The following is a 15,986-nucleotide window of genomic DNA, read 5'->3' on the forward strand; positions in this document are numbered from 1 at the left end:
CGAATGGCCCCTTCAGGAGGGTGAGTGGAATCGTTGCGTAGAGGGTTGAGCGGCATGGATGCCGCGAGAGCTGCGATTGGCCAGGGATGGCCCTTCGCAGCGTGCCCTCGGAGCAACGATGGAACGAACGAACCCCGGCGTAGCCGGGGCCGGATGACGGGCCAAGCCTTTTTGCCTTCTTTTGTGGCGTTTGACAAAAGAAGGTCGCCGGGGGGCGAAACGGGAGCTTTTAGCAGGACACCGATAAGCAGCCTGAACACCGAAAACAACACACAAACTTGCCAGTCCGGTATCAGACCTGACTTTACAGAGATTCCGCGAAGAACCTCAAAAATGCTTATTTACAGCACGTAAACCCGAGTGCGGGCCCAGTCCTTTTTTCGGCTGTTTTTGCGGGGCCGCCATCGGTATTGTCTTGCCTGCCTCGCCTACGTTTTCAACAGTCTGTTAGAGGCGCCCTTCAGGCGCTGGCCTGGCTGGCCTGACTGGCTGCATGGTGGTCGAAGAGGAACTGGCGCAGGTGCTGTTCATCTTCGCCATGCAGGGATTGCAGGCGATAGGCGTAGCAGGTGCCGGTGACGCGACGTACCAGGCGTGCCTGCAGATGGATGCAGGCTTCGTCCGGCAATTGCAGGTTGGCGTGCAGGGTATGCGCCGGTTTGCCCTTGCCGGCGCTACGCACCAGCATGCCGTTGCTGGAGAGTTCGATGACTTCCAGACCGCCGGGACGGTTCTTGCCGTCCAGCAGGGCCAGAGGCTGTAACAGGGTCAGGCGCCAGGGGCGTTCGACTTCCCCGGGTTCGAGAATCAGCGGCGCCCCCACTTCCAGGCGTGGTGCCTGGCGCCCCTTGCGTACCAGGCGGATCGGGTAGCTGAGGTGCTTGTCCTGGCTGCGCGCATCCAGGCTCAGGTACTCGTCTGTACCCAGTTGTTCGAGGAGTTCACCGAGTTGGGCGCCGATATCCGACGGCGCGCGGCGTTCGCGCGATGTCTGCGTGGCTAGGTGCTGGATGAAGTCGATTTCGGCCTGAGTCAGGAGCGGGTCGTGGTTCATGACGGTCACTGCATGGTGATTCACCTACTGCAGACCGTGTTTCAGGCCGTTAGTTTTGTACGTTCGTCAGCTTTTCAGGCTCGCCAGCTCGGCGCGCAGTGCGGCCACCTCGGCTTCCAGCTCGCGTACACGCTGCTGCGCCTCGACCTGCTCGGTGACGTCCTTCTGAATGCCGATGTAGTAGGTCAGTTGATCGCCTTCGTTGAACACCGGGGTGATCGACAGCTCGTTCCAGAAGGCGCTGCCGTCCTTGCGGTAATTGCGAATGATCTGCCGACATGGCTTGTGTGAGCGCACCGCCTCACGGATGGCCTGCAGACCCATCTGGGCCCGGTCGTCGCGCTGCAGGAAACGACAGTCCTGATAGAGGATGTCGTCGCTGACATAGCCAGTCAGGCGCTCGAAGGCGGCATTGGCGTAGATGAGAATGTTGTCTTCCCCCTCTTGCTCGGCCACCACGATGCCATCGTTGGAGGCGTCGACTACCAGTTGCAGCAGCTTGGCATTGATCATGGGGGGTGATTCCTCGATGGATGTGCGCTGCATTCTAAGTCATCGAGTCGCGCTGTCCACTTGCGGCATAATGCGCGGCGTTTTTCCTGTTTCTGGAGTTGTCATGAAAGTCGCCATCGTCTCGGGGTCGGTCTACGGCACCGCCGAGGAAGTCGCCCGCCACGCCCAACGGCTGCTCGAGGCCGCCGGGCTGAACGCCTGGTACAAGAGCCAGGTGAATCTCGACGAGTTGCTGGCCTTCGCTCCCGATGCCCTGCTCACCGTGACTGCCACTACCGGCATGGGCGAGCTGCCGGACAACCTGCTACCGCTTTACTGCGAACTGCGCGAGCGCCTGCCGGCCTGGAGCGGCAAGCCGGCCGCCGTGCTGGCGTTGGGCGATTCCAGCTACGACAGCTTCTGTGGCGCTGGCGAGTTGATCCGCGAACTCTATGCCGAGTTGGGCCTGCGTGAAGTGCTGCCGATGCTGCGCCTGGACGCCAGCGAGAGCGTCACTCCGGAGAGCGACGCCGAGCCCTGGTTGCAGGCCCTCGCCACGGCGCTCAAGGGCTGAAGCGGGCCATCAATCCAGCGAATATCCCCTTATCGGCCAGGCGCCATCTGCCTGCAACGCGGGCATGGCGGCTTCGCCCGCTTGCCGGCGCTGTCAGGGGCATGGCACGGGACTAGACTGCTTTCACCGATCGACAAATCCATCGAGGTGAGTGCCGTGAATGCCCCGCTGCAATTTCCCGCCGTGAAGAATCAGGTGTCCCAGGCCGAATGGCGCGCTCGTGTCGACCTGGCCGCCTGCTACCGGCTGATCGCCCTGCATGGTTGGGATGACCTGATCTTCACCCACATCTCGGCCAAGGTACCGGGCACGGAAGACTTCCTGATCAACCCCTACGGCCTGATGTTCCACGAGATCACCGCCTCGAGTCTGGTCAAGGTGGATCTGGCCGGCAGCAAGCTGATGGACAGCCCGTTCGACATCAACCCGGCGGGCTACACCATCCACAGCGCGGTACACGAGGTACGCCCGGACGTCGGTTGCGTGCTGCATATCCATACGCCTGCCGGCATCGCCGTGTCGGCGCAGAAGCAGGGCTTGCTGCCCTTGTCGCAGCAGTCGCTGTTCGTGCTGTCCAGCCTGGCCTACCACGGTTACGAAGGCGTGGCCCTGAACCATGACGAGAAGGCACGGCTGCAGGCCGATCTGGGCGACAAGAACTTCATGATCCTGCCCAACCATGGCCTGCTCACCGCCTTCGGCAGCATCGCCGATGCCTTCCTCGGCATGTTCATCCTGCAACGCGCCTGCGAGATCCAGGTGATGGCGCAGAGCGGCGGCGCCGAACTCATCCATATCCCGCAGCAAATACTCGACGGCGCCCAGGCGATGATCGCCGGCGTCATGAAAACGCCGCAGGGCATGGGCGGTGCGCTGCCCTGGCCAGCGCTGCTGCGCAAGCTCGACCAGCAGATGCCGGGCTACGATCAATGAGCCCGCTGGCGGGTATCGAGCTGGACGCCTGGCGTGCCCAGAGTCATACCTTTGCCTTTCGTGGCCATGCCATTCGTTACTGGCTGGGCGGCGAGCGGGATGCCCAGCCCTTGCTGCTGATCCACGGCTTCCCCACCGCGAGCTGGGACTGGCACCGGCTGTGGGCGCCATTGACCGAGCGCTACCGGGTGATCGCCTGCGACATGCTGGGTTTCGGTTACTCCGCCAAGCCCCGTGGTCATGCCTACAGCCTGCTGGAGCAGGCCGACCTGCAGCAGGCGCTGCTGGGGCATCTGGGCGAGCGCCGGGCCTTGCACGTGCTGGCTCACGATTACGGCGACAGCGTGGCGCAGGAGCTGATCGCCCGGCATCAGGAGCAGCGCCTGCACCTGGCCAGTTGCGTATTCCTCAATGGCGGCCTGTTTCCCGAAACGCACCATCCGGTACGGGTGCAGAAACTGCTGCTGGGGCCGCTCGGGCCCTTGATCGGTCGTCTGTTCTCGCGGCGTTCGCTGGCGCGCAGCTTTGCCCGTATCTTCGGCCCGCAGACCCAGCCCAGCGACGCCGAGCTGGATGCCCTGTGGCAATTGATCGCCCATGACAACGGTCCGGCGGTGATGCATCGGCTGATCCGCTACATGCCCGAGCGTCGTCAGCAGCGCGAGCGTTGGGTGAGCGCCATGCAGGCCACCGACGTGCCGATGCGGGTGATCGATGGCGCTGTCGATCCCATCTCCGGGGCGCATATGGTGGCGCGCTATCGGGCATTGATCGCCGATGCCGATACCGTCCTGCTCGAAGGCATCGGTCACTATCCGCAGCTCGAGGCGCCAGCCGAGGTGCTCGAGCATTACCTGCGCTTTCGCGCTGCCATGGGCTCGCCTGCATAGCGGTTTGCTGGCCGGCAAAACGGGCCAGGGCGAGCGCAGCGGCAGCAGCGCAGGGGTGTCAGCGATGAAGATATTTATCGAACGACCTGCCTCGCGCGTCACTCACTAGTTCTGTCAATCACAGAAAAATTCGAGGTGATCCATGAACAAGTTACTGTCCGCTTTTCTGCTCGGTGGGATGCTCAGCACCCTGACATTGCCGGCCCTGGCCGCTGGTGATGAAGACAACATCCGGCCGGCCCCGGCGCAGACCTTGCCGACCACACCAGGCCAGGAAGATCCGACGATGCAGGGCGATGACGATGGCTCGCAGATTCCGCCGGCCGTGCCCAAGGCCGGTGGCCCCGCGCGCGATGGCAACCCGGGTAACGACGGTGGCCCGGGACGAGGCGATGGCATGGGATCGGGCGATGATGGTGCCGACTCTGGTTCCGGCACTGGCTCGGGGTCGGGCTCCAGCTCGGGGTCTGGATCCAGCAACTGACGGTCGAGCCGCATAAGGTCGCATTATCGGCCGTCATTCAGGTGCCCCGCGCGTTCTTGTGGCGCTTGCGGGGCTGCCTGACACTCGGGGCATTCGCAATCTGCCCGAGGAGCCAGCCCGATGAGCGATACCGTCCGTTTTGAAGATCAAGTGGTAATAGTCACGGGAGCTGGTGGTGGCCTGGGCCGCGCTCATGCGCTGCTGTTCGCCCGCCATGGCGCCAAGGTGGTGGTCAACGATCTCGGTGGCAGCACCCACGGCGAAGGTGCCAACGCTTCGGCCGCCGACAAGGTGGTGGAAGAGATCCGTGCCTTCGGCGGTACGGCGGTGGCCAATCACGACTCGGTGACCGACGGCGACCGGATCGTGCAGACCGCGCTCGATCATTTCGGCCGTATCGATGTGCTGGTCAACAATGCCGGCATCCTGCGCGACAAGAGCTTTCACAAGATGGAGGATGCCGACTGGGATCTGGTCTACAAGGTTCATGTCGAGGGGGCCTACAAGACCACCCACGCCGCCTGGCCACATCTGCGCGAGCAGAACTTCGGCCGGGTGATCTTCACCTCGTCCACCTCCGGCATCTACGGCAACTTCGGCCAGAGCAACTACGGCATGGCCAAGCTCGGCCTCTATGGCCTGACCCGTACCCTGGCCATCGAAGGGCGCAAGAACAATATCCTGGTCAACGCCATCGCTCCGACTGGTGCCACCCGCATGACCGAAGGGTTGATCCCGCCGCAGGTATTCGAGCAACTCAAACCCGAGCTGGTCAGCCCGCTGGTGGTGTACCTTGGTAGCGCGGCCTGCCAGGACACCGGCGGCCTGTTCGAGGTCGGTGGCGGCTGGATCGGCAAGGTACGTTGGGAGCGCAGCCTTGGCGTCGGCTTCGATCCCCAGGCCGGCTTCAGCCCCGCTGACGTTGCGGCGCAGTGGCAGCGTATCTGCGACTTCGACGGTGCCGCCCACCCGGCGGATAACGTCGAGGCGCTGCGGGAAATGATGGCCAACCTGCAGAAATACGCGATCTGATCCAGGCAATTCCCCGAAGAGGAAGGCCGGCAGCGATGCCGGCCTTTTTTGTGGCACATCCGGAGAGGGAGGCGATTTGCGCAGATCATCCGGGAGTGCGTCGCGTCCCTCTCAACCCCCACTTTCGTCGGGTGCTCGCGTTTCTCCGGGCGACTAAGCTCGTTGCATACCTACAACAACAGGGAAGCCCCCGATGCGCCGTCTGCTGCTGTCGTTGCCCTTCGTCCTGCTCGCCGGCTGCTCCACGCCGGGGGCCTTCTTCGGTGATCTCGACGGTGAACCCTTCACCCCCCAACAGCTCAGCGATGAGAACCGGGCCATGGTCTATCTCTACCGCCCGCGCAACGACTGGGCGGATCAGGAGCTGGAGGCGCCGGCGCTGTTTATCGACAACCAGTTGATCGGCAGTCTGCCGAGCAATGGCTATCTGGCCCTGGATTTCGAGGCCGCCAACTACAAGCTGGAAATGCGCCGGCCACTGGCTGGCAGCTTCTGGACGTTGCTGGCCGACGGGCCGCTGGATTTCACCCTGATCACCAGTTTCTCCCTGGATGCCGCCGTGGGCGGTACCTATTACCTCCGCTACGACGAGGACGGCCCACCGCCCATGGGCACGGCCATGGAAGGCGGCGGCGAGGGGCCGTTGCAACTGGTTTCGGCAGAGCTGGCCAAGCGCGAGTTGCCGGTAACACGGCAGGTGCAGCCGCTGGCCCAGGTCGCTGCCAGCCAGGAGGAGCCCGAGCGTCCGCAGCGTGGCTTCTGGCGATCGGTCGGTGAGGCGCTGGACAAGATCGGCATTTGAGCACGGCGTAGTACCCGGCTGTTACCTGCTGCTGGGAGCGAGGGCGAATAATCAGCTCGTTCCATCCCACCACAGGAGACGATCATGGCAGCCAAGAAGATTCTCATGCTGGTCGGCGACTACGCCGAAGACTACGAAACCATGGTGCCGTTCCAGGCCCTGCAGATGGTCGGTCACAGCGTGCACGCGGTGTGCCCGGGCAAGAGCGCCGGGCAGACGGTGCGTACCGCCATCCACGACTTCGAGGGCGAGCAGACCTACAGTGAGAAGCCCGGGCACAACTTCGCGCTGAACTTCGACTTCGCCGAGGTCCGCGCCGAGGATTACGACGCTCTGCTGATTCCCGGTGGCCGCGCGCCGGAATACCTGCGCCTGAATGCCGAGGTGCTGGCCCTGGTCAAGGCCTTCGCCGCCGCCGACAAACCCATCGCTGCTGTCTGTCACGGTGCCCAGCTACTGGCGGCAGCCGGCGTACTGCAGGGGCGTGAATGCAGCGCCTATCCGGCCTGCGCGCCGGAAGTCGGCTTGGCGGGTGGCACCTATGTGGAGATCCCGGTGGATCAGGCTCACGTGCATGGCAAGCTGGTCAGTGCGCCGGCCTGGCCTGCGCATCCAGCCTGGCTGGCGGCGTTTCTCAAGGTGCTGGGCACGGAAATTCGCCTGTAAACCCGTAGCCCGGATGCAATCCGGGGGCGCATGATGGGCTGGATTTCCCGGATTGCATCCGGGCTACGACAGGGAGCAGCAAGATGTGCGAACTCTATGTGAAGGCCGACCCCATCCTCTACGAATCGCGCTCACGCTCGCTGCGCATCCGCGGTGTGGTGACCACCTTGCGCCTGGAGAACCAGTTCTGGGACATCCTGCGCGAGATCGCCGAGGTCGATGGCATGACCACCAACCAGTTGATCGCCAAACTCTATGAAGAGGTGATGGATTTTCGCGGCGAGGTGGTCAACTTCGCTTCCTTCCTGCGCGTCAGTTGCACTCGTTACCTGGCGCAGAAGGCCGGCCGCCAGGTGCCGTTGCGCCTGGTCGGTGCTGGCACCTGAATCACTGATACATCCAGAAGTTCGGGTGTTCCTGCGCGCTCGGCGCAACGCTTTGCTGGGTGGGGCGGTTTGACTGGAAGAGACGTCTGATCAGGCTCATGGTCGGGCTCCTGTAGGGCACCTCTAAAAACTACCTGCGTTGCCACTGCTGCGTTAAAAACAGCCTCAAAATGCTCATTTACAACACGTAAACTGCGCTTTTTCGGCTGTTTTTGCCTTGCACTGGCTGCCTCGCCTACGTTTTTAGAGGCGCCCTGTAGGTAGGGGAAACAGGCGGGCATGATCAGTCTCAAGTGGTCATAGGGAAATCGGATTGTTCCTGTTCGCTCGATAATGCCTGTCTATTTCTGAGCCTTCAGCGTCGAGGCAGGCGCACGCTGACCTGCAGACCCCCCAGCGGTGAGTCCTCCAGGGCGATGCTGCCCTGATGCAGTTCCACCACTCGACGCACGATGGACAAGCCAAGCCCCGCCCCCTGGCCTTCGCCGAGGCGGAAGAAACGCTCGAACAGGCGCTCGCGCATGTCCACCGGCACGCCGGGGCCGCTGTCCTGCACCTGCAGGGTCAGCGCCTGCGCATCGCTGAGCAATTGCACCTGGATGCTGCCGCCGAGCGGGGTGTACTGCACCGCATTGCTCACCAGGTTCTGCAGCAGGATGCCCAGGCTCGGCGCGTCGGCGATCAGTTGGTAGTCACCGCCGTCGCTGGCTTCCAGCACCAGATCCTGCTGGCGCTCCAGGGCCAGGGGGGTCAGTTCGGCCAGCTCGCCGCGGAGGAAGGCCAGCAGATCGAGATTGCTCATGCTCAGGCGCACGCTGTTGGGGTCGAGGCGGGCCAGGGTGAGCAGTTGCGCCACCACGCGGGTGGCACGGTCGACGCCGCCGGCGAGCTGGCGCAGGGCCTCATCACGGTCGCTGGCATCCGCTGCCTCCAGGGCGTTCTGTGCGTGGATGCGCAGCACCGCCAGCGGCGTACGCAACTCGTGGGCGGCGTCGGCGATGAAGCGTTTCTCCTGATCGAGCAACTGGTTGACCTGCAGCAGCAACCGGTTCAGTGCCGCCGCCATCGGTTCCAGTTCGCCCGGCAGTGGCGGAAAGACCAGCGGCGCCAGGTTGTCCGGAGCGCGCCCGCGAATGGCCTGGGCCATGCGTTGCAGCGGGCTCAGGCCCCAGCCCACGGCCAGCCATAGCAGCAGGCCGACGATGGGCAGGCCGTACAACAAGGGCTGCAGGCTACGCCGGGCGATCTTGTCGATCAGTTCGCCGCGCACGTCCTCTCGCTCGCCAGCCAGTACCCAGTGGTTGTCACGCACATCCTGCAGAACGAACACCCGCCAGCGGTGTTCGCCAATACTCACGGTGTGGTAGCCGATCAGGTAGCGTGCCAGTTGCGTCAAGCGTTCGTGCATCGGCTGGCCTTCATCGGGCAGGGTCAGACCGAGCTGCTTGATCATGTCGTCGAGCAGCCCGGGTGGCGCACTGGCGGACTGGAACAGCACTTCGCCATCGTAGTTGAGCATCTGGAAGGCCAGCTTGCCTTCATATTCATGGCCGAACAGGTTGTCCGGATTGCGCACGTTGCGCAGCAGCAAGGCTTCGTCGAGTACGGCCTGCATCTCGCGGCGCTCGTTTGCGTTCAGGTCATGGCGCACCAGCCCCATCAGCAGGCGTGCGGTCTGCGACAGTTGGGCGTCGAACAGCTCGCGCACCTCATGCACCGAGTCGTGGTAGATCTTGTGGCTGATCAGGCCGAAGCTGGCGGCCAGCATCAGCAGCAACAGAACCAGCAGGCGGGTGCGGATGGAGCCGAAGACTTTCAGCAGCCTCATTTGTCCACCAGATAGCCAACGCCGCGCACGGTGCGGATCAGCTCTGGAAAGAATTTCTTGCGCAGGTGGTGCACGTGTACTTCCAGGGCGTTGCTTTCCACTTCCTCGTCCCAGCCATAGAGTGCCTGCTGCAGCTTGTCGCGGGTCAGCACGCGGCCGGGCTGGATCAGCAACTCGTGCAGCAGGAGGAATTCCTTGCGCGGCAGGTTGAGGCTCTGACCCTGGTATTCGACCACCTGGCTTGCCGGGTCGAGGCGAATACCACGGTACTCCAGTGCCGGTTGCGGGCGCTGGAAGCTACGCCGCAGCAGGGCGCGCAGGCGCGCCTTGAGTTCGGCGACATCGAAGGGCTTGATCAGGTAGTCATCGGCGCCAGCATCGAGGCCGGCGATGCGGTCGCTGGTGGCATCGCGCGCGGTCAGCACCAGCACCGGCACCGGGTTGGCGGCGGCACGCAGGTGCTTGAGCACCTGCAGGCCGTCCATGCGCGGCAGGCCGAGGTCGAGTATGACCAGCTCGAAGCTCTCGTGGCTGAGGGCATGCAGCGCGCTGGCGCCATCCTGCAGCCAGTCGACGGTGTAGCCTTCGGGTTTCAGTGCGGTGCGAATGCCTTCGCCCAATGCCGGGTCGTCTTCGACGAGAAGAATGCGCATGGCAAATCCTGTAAGGGGCCGAGTTAGCGGAGTTTACTCTCGACCTGCTGCAAAAGCGCTTGGGCTTCTGCGCGACGCCCCTGATCGGCCAGTTCGCGGCCAGGGCGATCCTGGGCGGCCAGGGCCTTTTCCAGCGCGGCGCGGGCTTCGTCGTAGCGTTTCTGACGCTGCAGGAAGTCGCCGTAGAAGTAGTTCGGGTCGATGCCATCCGGGTTGATCGCCAGCGCCTGCTTGAGCATCTTTTCGGCCTTCTCGTCATCACCGAAACCGATCGGCCAGCCCGGCACCTGGTAGTAGAGGCTGCCAAGGCTGGTGTAGGCCGATCCACCCAGCGCCTGCGGGTCGATGGCCAGGGCTTGTTCCAGGCTGGCCTTGGCCTGCTTGACCAGGCTCAGCGCGCCGAGGCCACCCTTGGCGCCGGCCTCGGTGCTGAGGATGATGCCGCGCCAGATCAGCAGCTCGGGGGCCTTGGGCTCGCTGGCCAGGGCTGCGTCGGCCTGGCTGACCAGCTTGGCGAAGGCTTCTTCACGCTGCTTTTCCGGCGTCTGGTAGTTGATCTCGGCCCAGCGCGTCTGCAACTGGTGCAACTGCGCTTCGCCGCTGGCGCTCAAGGCGAAGGCGGGCAGGGTGGTGAAGCCGAGCGTGGCGATGAGCAGGGTACGCAATGCGTTCACGAGTTTCTTCCTCAGGGTTTATGGCGGGCGAAGCGTTGGATGATCGGCAACTGCTTGCGCAGGGCCTGATCGACCACCTTGGGTAGCAGGCCGTTGAGGCGCACGAACAGCCGCTCGGGCCAGCCGAGATGGCGTTCTTCCTGCTCGCGGCGAAGGGTGTCGAGCAGTTCATTGGCGACCTGTTCGGGGTCATCCATGGCCACGCCCAACTCGTCGTTCATCGCCACCACGCTGGGGGCATTCATCGCCGTGCGGGTGGCACGCGGGGCGAAGTAGAGAACGCGCACATGGGTATCGGCCAGTTCGCGCCGCAGGGCCTCGGAAAAACCACGCAGGGCGAACTTGCTGGCACAGTAGGCGGCGAAACCCGGGTAGCCGATGGCGCCGAAGGTGGAGCCGACGTTGATCACCAGGGCGTGACGCTGTGCGCGCAGCAGTGGCAGCAGGCGCTGAGTGATCTGCAGCGTGGCGGTGACGTTGAGACCGATCAGCTCGGCGATCTGCTGTTCGTCCTGCTGGTCGAGCAGGGCGAAACGGTTGACCCCGGCGGCGTTGATCAGGCAGTTCAGCCCGCCGAAGTTCTGCGCAGCGGCTACCAGCGCATCGCGCCCGGTGCGGCTGCCGATATCGGCCTGTACCAGTTGCACCTGGTTGGGGTAGCGCTGGAGCAGTTCCTGCAGGGGCTCCAGGCGCCTTCCCACCAGCAGCAGGTGGGCACCTTCGCTGGCCAGGCGCCCGGCCAGGGCCAGGCCGATACCGCCACTGGCGCCCGTGAGCAGGGCGCGGCAATCCGTCGGCTGCATGAGCTTATTCCTCGTCCGACAGCGGCAGGCTGCGGAACATGTCGCCATAGAGGCGGTAGACCACCTTGGCGGTGTGTACCACTGCGGCTTTGTCATCATCGTTGTCCAGGCGGTTCATCAGCTTCTTGAAGAACTCGATGTGTTCCAGGTCCAGGCTGCCGTGGGAGTTGAGGTAGCTGAAGGCCTGGCTCGGCAGGCGCAGCTTGTCCTGAATGATGCCGGCGGCCTGCGTGGCCAGGGCGATGCTGGTGCCTTCGAGCACGTTGACCATGCCGAAGAAGCTCACCGGGTTGTGCCGGGCGATGCGGTCGTAGACGTAAGCCACCATCAACTCGGTGGGCAGGCGCGGCGTGCCATGGCGCACGGCTTCCTTGTCCGCACCGCAGGCGGCGATGTCGCTGAGCACCCACTCCTGGTGGCCATACTCCTCCTCGATGTATTCGGCTATGGCTTCACGCAGCCATTCCAGGCGTTCCGGCAGGCGTGCGCCGCAGGCCATCAGCAGCGGCACGGTGTGCTTGACGTGGTGATAGGCCTCGGTGAGGAAGGCGATGTAACTGTGCAGCGCCACCTGGCCGGTCATGGCCTGCTGGATGATCGGCGCGCCGAGCAGGTAATCACGTTCGGCCTGGGTCTGCTCCAGTAGGGATTGGTAGAAACTCATGCAGGTACTCCTTCTGCCATCAACTCATCGATGGCGGCTTGGTAATGGGTGAACAGGGCTGTGCGACGCAGGCGACCGTTGGCGGTGGCCAGGTCGTTGCTCGCATTGAAGGGAGAATCGGCGCGCAGCCAGTGGTGCACGCGGGCGTAATCCGGCAGGCCGTGATTGACCGCGTCCACTGCCGCCTGTAGCTGCGCGTCGGGAGTATTGGGGAAGCGTGGCACCAGCACCGCGACGTTGGCCGGCAGCGCCTCGCCATGCAGCCAGGCCTGGGCGATGGGTAACTGCTGCACCAGTTCGGATTCCACCCACTCCGGGTTGACGTTGCGCCCGTAGGCGGTGATGAACTGGTGCTTCTTGCGCCCATGCAGCACCAGGAAGCCGTCCTCGAAATGGCCCAGGTCGCCGGTGCCCAGCCATTCGCCTTGCGGTGCCGGCTCACCGAGATAACCGAGCATGCGTGCGCCCTTGACCTGCACCTCACCGTCGTCCGCCAACTTCACCTGCAGATGGCCGAGCGGCTTGCCGGTGCTGCCGAGGCGGCGCTGTTCGGGCGTGTTCAGGCACACCACCGAGGCGCATTCGGATAGCCCGTAGCCCTCGAAGATCGGCAGCGCCAACGCTTCGGCCCGCTCCAGCAATTGCGCGGAGACCCGCCCACCACCGACCGCGACGAAACGCAACGAATTTGGCAGCGGCAGGCCGCGCTCGGCGGCGCTGATCAGGGCCAGCAGCAGTTGTGGCAGCAGGATCAGGCTGTGCGGCTGGGCCGCTTGCAGTGCCTGCAGGAAACGCATCAGGTCGAAGCCGCTGGCGCCTGTCAGACCGACTTGCGCCATCGGCATCAACTCCACCCGTGCCCCGGCCAGCAGCGGCGCGTAGACGCCGGCGATGTTCTCCAGCAATGTGGCCAGCGGCAGGATGCACAGGTGGCGCTCGACGCTGCGACTGGCACTGGCCTCGACCAGGCTGCCAGCCACCGCCAGTTGCGTGGCCAGATCCAGGCATACGCCCTTGGGCTGGCCGGTGGTGCCGGAGGTGTAGGTGATCTTGCAGGTATTCGGATGCAGCGGGGCCGGTTGCGCCACGTGGCGGCGATGGATGTCGCCCTCCAGGCAGACGAAGCCTGGGGCTGCGCTGCCGATCAGGCAATCGATGCCGGCGCTGTCGAGCACATGGCGCTGCTGATCGGCGGAGAAGAACCCCGGCACGGGCACGCAGACCAGGCCGGCATGCAGCGCAGCCAGATCCCACAGCACCCAGTCGATGCCGTTGTCCAGGGCCAGCGCCACGCGCTGTGCGCCCAGGTCACGCAGGTGCCTGCTGCGGCTCGCCACGGCGTCGAGCAGTTGGGCGTAGCTCAGCGTGCGTTCGCCCTCGATCAGCGCGACATGCTCGCCATGTTCGGCCAGACGGGTGAAGAAAGGCTCAGCTACAGACCACATCGGGCATCTCCTCCAGAGCATAGAGCGGTTGATGGCCGAGGCGTGGGTAAGCGCCCAGTTGCAGCAGGCGCTGATGGCCGCCATGGATATCGCCAGCCATCACCAGCGGGCGGCTGTGGTAATAGCGGCCCCAGTCGGCCAGCTCCTCGCCCATGCGTGTTGGGTCGGCCTCGCCGAGGGCGATGGGGGTCAGCCCGAGGCGCTGGAAGCTATTGAGCAGGGTGGGTGTACCGGTGAAGGTGACCCAGCGAAAACCCAGCGCCACCAGCAGATCGGTGAGGGCGACGATCAGCAGGCGCGCGGCGCCGGGGTTGTCGGCGGCCAGGTTGCCCACTTCCACCAGCTCGCCACGGCCAGGCTCGGTGTGGCCCAGGCGTGCACCAATGGCCTTGTGGATCGGCTCGTCCAGATAGCGTTCGAGAAACAGCGAGCCATTGTCTGCGCTGCGCACACCCACCGCGCCGAGCAACTGCCCGGCTGGGTTCTCCAGGCCGAACAGACAGGGCATGAAGTGACGAATGCGCGCGCCATGCTGCAGCTCGAAGCGTTGGCGGATGAACTGCTCCAAGGCCGCGCGTCGCGCGCTGTCGGCGGAGGCCAGGTGGAGTTCGTAAGTATCCCCGCGCCCGATACGGGCCACGGGACGATCATGCTGTGCCCAGGGGAGTTCCATCGTCGGGATCTCGGTAATGAACCTGGGGCCGATTGTGCGAGGGGCTGGCTTAACGCTGTATTAAGGCTTTGCAGAATGTTTCGGGCGCTGCACTATCACGAAGAAATTTGCTCCAGAGAATATGTTTCGCACTGAGCAGGCAATCGCTGACAGGATCAAGATTGGGCATTCAGGGAGGAAAGATGACGCCAGCCAACGCTGACCCCAGGCTGCAACCTTTGCTCGCCGAACTGGCCGAGCTGATCCGCCAGGCACGGCAGCAGGCAGTGCGGGCCGTGGATACGATTCAGGTGCAGACCTGCTGGGAAGTGGGCCGGCATATCGTCGAGTTCGAGCAGGCTGGGCAGGCGCGTGCCGCCTACGGCAAGAAGCTGCTAGCGACGCAGGCCAAGGGGCTGACGGCCGAGTTCGGCAAAGGTTTTGATACAACCAATCTGCGTCATATGCGTGCGTTCTTTCTGGCTTTTCCAATTCGCGACGCACTGCGTCGCGAATTGAGCTGGACGCACTATCGCACCCTGCTCAAGCTGGACAGCGACAGTGCCCGCCAGTGGTATATGAACGAAGCCGCCATACAGAACTGGAGCACTCGCGCACTGGAGCGGCAGATCGGCACGCTGTATTACGAGCGCCTGCTGGCCAGCCAGGATCGCGCTGCTGTGGAGCAGGAGGCGGCGAGCAAGCTGCAGGCTCTGGGCAAGAGCCCTCGTGAGTTCGTGCGCGATCCGGTGCTGCTGGAATTTCTCGGTCTGCCCAATGCCGGCGTTATGCTGGAAGGCGAGCTGGAGCAGGCGCTGATCGACCAGTTGCAGAGCTTTCTGCTGGAGCTGGGCAAGGGTTTCGCCTTTGTCGGCCGACAGCAGCGCATCAGCACCGAGAGCAAGGATTTCTACATCGACCTGGTGTTCTACAACTACCTGCTCAAGTGTTTCGTGATCTTCGATCTCAAGCGCGGTGAGCTAACTCACCAGGACATCGGCCAGATGGACATGTATGTACGCATGTTCGATGACCTCAAATGGGCATCTCTAAAAACTACCTGCGTTGCCATCACTGCGTTAAAAACAAGCTCAAAATGCTCATTTACAACTCGTAAACTCCGCTTTTTCGCTTGTTTTTGCCTTGTGCTGGCTGCCTCGCCTACGTTTTTAGAGGCGCCCAAACGTGGCCCGGAAGACGGCCCGACCGTGGGCATCATCCTCTGTGCGCAGAAGGATGCATCCGTGGTGCGTTATTCGGTGCTGCAAGGCAGCGAGCAACTGTTCGCCAGCAAATACAAGCTGGTGCTGCCCAGCGAAGAAGAGCTACGGGCCGAGCTGGATCGCGAGCGAGCGAGGCTGGCCGAGCAACGTGGGCTGTACTGGGTTCACTGAGCTTGTGCATCAGGGCGCCGAGCTGCGACAGACCCGGCCCCTTACCTGCGATACTCAGCCGACCTGCGCAACCCAGTCATTGAGGTTGTAGTAGTTGCTGATGCGCGCCACCTTGCCGTTTTTGATCTCGAAGAAGGCGCCGGCTGGCAGGACGTAGGTCTGGCCGTTGGCCGGTGGCAGGCCTTCGTCGTCGGCCAGGTACTCACCGTGCACCACGAACTCGGCTGCGGCGCGGTCGCCGGCGGCGTTCTGCATCACCACGATGTCGGCCAGGCGCTCGCGGTAGCAGCGGTTCATCTTGTCCATGAAGGCGGCGAAGGTGGCCTTGCCGACCTGGCGCTCGCCCTGGTTGATGTCGTGCACCACGTCCTCGGCCAGCAGGTCGAGGAAGGTGGGCATGTCGCCGGCATTGAAGGCGGCGTAGTAGGCCTGAACCAGTTCGGTGGCGGTCATGGCTAAGTTCCTTTCGTAGCGTGGTTAGTGGTGGAATGGCTCGCATGATAAGTTCGCGCTTTCATGCCGGCATAGCCGCCGGCGTCACCCTGCTGCTGGCGAACGAC

General features: G+C 63.8%; 19 protein-coding genes. 9 read left to right on the forward strand and 10 right to left on the reverse strand.

Translation table 11 applies throughout. From position 1 onward, the window contains the following. Positions 1–460: 460 nt before the first annotated feature. A complete protein-coding gene (locus ACSVIK_RS20480; protein ID WP_442446055.1) occupies positions 461–1,054 on the reverse strand; it encodes a PilZ domain-containing protein in 594 nt (197 codons plus the stop codon). 66 nt (positions 1,055–1,120) lie between these two features. Further along, entirely contained in the window at positions 1,121–1,567 is a 447-nt protein-coding gene (locus ACSVIK_RS20485; protein WP_442446056.1) for a PAS domain-containing protein, read from the reverse strand. Between the two features lie 103 nt (positions 1,568–1,670). Here ACSVIK_RS20485 and ACSVIK_RS20490 point away from each other — a divergent pair, with 103 nt between their 5' ends. The 8 genes from ACSVIK_RS20490 (at position 1,671) to ACSVIK_RS20525 (ending at position 7,313) form a co-directional block, all read left to right on the forward strand. Then, complete coding sequence (locus ACSVIK_RS20490; protein ID WP_442446057.1) at positions 1,671–2,120, forward strand: flavodoxin; 450 nt, start codon at positions 1,671–1,673, stop codon at positions 2,118–2,120. 156 nt (positions 2,121–2,276) lie between these two features. Continuing rightward, positions 2,277–3,053, forward strand: coding sequence for a class II aldolase/adducin family protein (locus ACSVIK_RS20495; RefSeq protein ID WP_442446058.1), 777 nt, complete (start codon positions 2,277–2,279; stop codon positions 3,051–3,053). Then, positions 3,050–3,943 carry an alpha/beta fold hydrolase gene (locus tag ACSVIK_RS20500; RefSeq protein ID WP_442446059.1) on the forward strand — a complete coding sequence of 298 codons (894 nt, stop codon included), beginning with the start codon at positions 3,050–3,052 and terminating at the stop codon, positions 3,941–3,943. Before ACSVIK_RS20495 ends, ACSVIK_RS20500 begins: the two co-directional genes overlap by 4 nt. 142 nt (positions 3,944–4,085) lie before the next feature. Then, complete coding sequence (locus tag ACSVIK_RS20505; RefSeq protein ID WP_442446060.1) at positions 4,086–4,427, forward strand: hypothetical protein; 342 nt, start codon at positions 4,086–4,088, stop codon at positions 4,425–4,427. A gap of 120 nt (positions 4,428–4,547) precedes the next feature. Then, a complete protein-coding gene (locus ACSVIK_RS20510; RefSeq protein WP_442446061.1) occupies positions 4,548–5,459 on the forward strand; it encodes an SDR family oxidoreductase in 912 nt (303 codons plus the stop codon). Between the two features lie 193 nt (positions 5,460–5,652). Further along, positions 5,653–6,261: a DUF2846 domain-containing protein gene (locus ACSVIK_RS20515; protein WP_442446062.1), complete on the forward strand. Its 609-nt coding sequence runs from the start codon at positions 5,653–5,655 to the stop codon at positions 6,259–6,261. 81 nt (positions 6,262–6,342) lie between these two features. Next, positions 6,343–6,927 (forward strand): DJ-1/PfpI family protein, encoded by a 585-nt coding sequence (locus ACSVIK_RS20520; protein ID WP_442446108.1) that lies wholly within the window; start codon positions 6,343–6,345, stop codon positions 6,925–6,927. Between the two features lie 83 nt (positions 6,928–7,010). Continuing rightward, positions 7,011–7,313 carry a ribbon-helix-helix domain-containing protein gene (locus ACSVIK_RS20525; RefSeq protein WP_442446063.1) on the forward strand — a complete coding sequence of 101 codons (303 nt, stop codon included), beginning with the start codon at positions 7,011–7,013 and terminating at the stop codon, positions 7,311–7,313. 355 nt (positions 7,314–7,668) lie between these two features. Here ACSVIK_RS20525 and ACSVIK_RS20530 read toward each other — a convergent pair whose 3' ends face one another. From ACSVIK_RS20530 to ACSVIK_RS20560, 7 genes are read right to left on the reverse strand one after another with little or no spacing between them, the layout of a single operon-like run. Next, positions 7,669–9,141, reverse strand: a complete 1,473-nt coding sequence (locus ACSVIK_RS20530; RefSeq protein WP_442446064.1) for an ATP-binding protein — start codon at positions 9,139–9,141, stop codon at positions 7,669–7,671. Next, positions 9,138–9,794 (reverse strand): response regulator transcription factor, encoded by a 657-nt coding sequence (locus ACSVIK_RS20535; protein ID WP_442446065.1) that lies wholly within the window; start codon positions 9,792–9,794, stop codon positions 9,138–9,140. Before ACSVIK_RS20535 ends, ACSVIK_RS20530 begins: the two co-directional genes overlap by 4 nt. A 23-nt stretch (positions 9,795–9,817) precedes the next feature. Beyond that, positions 9,818–10,468, reverse strand: coding sequence for a tetratricopeptide repeat protein (locus tag ACSVIK_RS20540; protein ID WP_442446066.1), 651 nt, complete (start codon positions 10,466–10,468; stop codon positions 9,818–9,820). An 11-nt stretch (positions 10,469–10,479) separates the two neighbouring features. Next, positions 10,480–11,271 carry an SDR family oxidoreductase gene (locus tag ACSVIK_RS20545; RefSeq protein WP_442446067.1) on the reverse strand — a complete coding sequence of 264 codons (792 nt, stop codon included), beginning with the start codon at positions 11,269–11,271 and terminating at the stop codon, positions 10,480–10,482. Between the two features lie 4 nt (positions 11,272–11,275). Continuing rightward, on the reverse strand, positions 11,276–11,935 hold the full coding sequence (locus ACSVIK_RS20550) for a TenA family transcriptional regulator (protein WP_442446068.1): 660 nt from the start codon (positions 11,933–11,935) through the stop codon (positions 11,276–11,278). Further along, on the reverse strand, positions 11,932–13,380 hold the full coding sequence (locus tag ACSVIK_RS20555; protein WP_442446069.1) for an AMP-binding protein: 1,449 nt from the start codon (positions 13,378–13,380) through the stop codon (positions 11,932–11,934). Before ACSVIK_RS20555 ends, ACSVIK_RS20550 begins: the two co-directional genes overlap by 4 nt. Beyond that, on the reverse strand, positions 13,364–14,053 hold the full coding sequence (locus tag ACSVIK_RS20560; RefSeq protein ID WP_442446070.1) for a thermostable hemolysin: 690 nt from the start codon (positions 14,051–14,053) through the stop codon (positions 13,364–13,366). The genes ACSVIK_RS20555 and ACSVIK_RS20560 overlap by 17 nt, the downstream gene beginning before the upstream one ends. 182 nt (positions 14,054–14,235) lie before the next feature. On the opposite strand from ACSVIK_RS20560, the gene ACSVIK_RS20565 reads away from it, so the two are divergent. Then, complete coding sequence (locus ACSVIK_RS20565; RefSeq protein WP_442446071.1) at positions 14,236–15,426, forward strand: PDDEXK nuclease domain-containing protein; 1,191 nt, start codon at positions 14,236–14,238, stop codon at positions 15,424–15,426. Between the two features lie 54 nt (positions 15,427–15,480). Here ACSVIK_RS20565 and ACSVIK_RS20570 read toward each other — a convergent pair whose 3' ends face one another. Then, on the reverse strand, positions 15,481–15,879 hold the full coding sequence (locus ACSVIK_RS20570; protein ID WP_277372641.1) for a nuclear transport factor 2 family protein: 399 nt from the start codon (positions 15,877–15,879) through the stop codon (positions 15,481–15,483). Positions 15,880–15,986: the final 107 nt, after the last annotated feature.

Source organism: Pseudomonas sp. NCHU5216 (assembly GCF_052156495.1).
GTDB lineage: Bacteria > Pseudomonadota > Gammaproteobacteria > Pseudomonadales > Pseudomonadaceae > Aquipseudomonas.

Excerpts from the sequence above, each read along its gene's own strand:
- ACSVIK_RS20480 (WP_442446055.1), bottom strand. The coding sequence starts at position 1,054 with ATGAACCACGACCCGCTCCTGACTCAGGCCGAAATCGACTTCATCCAG.
- ACSVIK_RS20485 (WP_442446056.1), bottom strand. The coding sequence starts at position 1,567 with ATGATCAATGCCAAGCTGCTGCAACTGGTAGTCGACGCCTCCAACGAT.
- ACSVIK_RS20490 (WP_442446057.1), top strand. The coding sequence starts at position 1,671 with ATGAAAGTCGCCATCGTCTCGGGGTCGGTCTACGGCACCGCCGAGGAA.
- ACSVIK_RS20500 (WP_442446059.1), top strand. The coding sequence starts at position 3,050 with ATGAGCCCGCTGGCGGGTATCGAGCTGGACGCCTGGCGTGCCCAGAGT.
- ACSVIK_RS20505 (WP_442446060.1), top strand. The coding sequence starts at position 4,086 with ATGAACAAGTTACTGTCCGCTTTTCTGCTCGGTGGGATGCTCAGCACC.
- ACSVIK_RS20510 (WP_442446061.1), top strand. The coding sequence starts at position 4,548 with ATGAGCGATACCGTCCGTTTTGAAGATCAAGTGGTAATAGTCACGGGA.
- ACSVIK_RS20515 (WP_442446062.1), top strand. The coding sequence starts at position 5,653 with ATGCGCCGTCTGCTGCTGTCGTTGCCCTTCGTCCTGCTCGCCGGCTGC.
- ACSVIK_RS20525 (WP_442446063.1), top strand. The coding sequence starts at position 7,011 with ATGTGCGAACTCTATGTGAAGGCCGACCCCATCCTCTACGAATCGCGC.
- ACSVIK_RS20530 (WP_442446064.1), bottom strand. The coding sequence starts at position 9,141 with ATGAGGCTGCTGAAAGTCTTCGGCTCCATCCGCACCCGCCTGCTGGTT.
- ACSVIK_RS20535 (WP_442446065.1), bottom strand. The coding sequence starts at position 9,794 with ATGCGCATTCTTCTCGTCGAAGACGACCCGGCATTGGGCGAAGGCATT.
- ACSVIK_RS20545 (WP_442446067.1), bottom strand. The coding sequence starts at position 11,271 with ATGCAGCCGACGGATTGCCGCGCCCTGCTCACGGGCGCCAGTGGCGGT.
- ACSVIK_RS20550 (WP_442446068.1), bottom strand. The coding sequence starts at position 11,935 with ATGAGTTTCTACCAATCCCTACTGGAGCAGACCCAGGCCGAACGTGAT.
- ACSVIK_RS20555 (WP_442446069.1), bottom strand. The coding sequence starts at position 13,380 with ATGTGGTCTGTAGCTGAGCCTTTCTTCACCCGTCTGGCCGAACATGGC.
- ACSVIK_RS20560 (WP_442446070.1), bottom strand. The coding sequence starts at position 14,053 with ATGGAACTCCCCTGGGCACAGCATGATCGTCCCGTGGCCCGTATCGGG.
- ACSVIK_RS20565 (WP_442446071.1), top strand. The coding sequence starts at position 14,236 with ATGACGCCAGCCAACGCTGACCCCAGGCTGCAACCTTTGCTCGCCGAA.
- ACSVIK_RS20570 (WP_277372641.1), bottom strand. The coding sequence starts at position 15,879 with ATGACCGCCACCGAACTGGTTCAGGCCTACTACGCCGCCTTCAATGCC.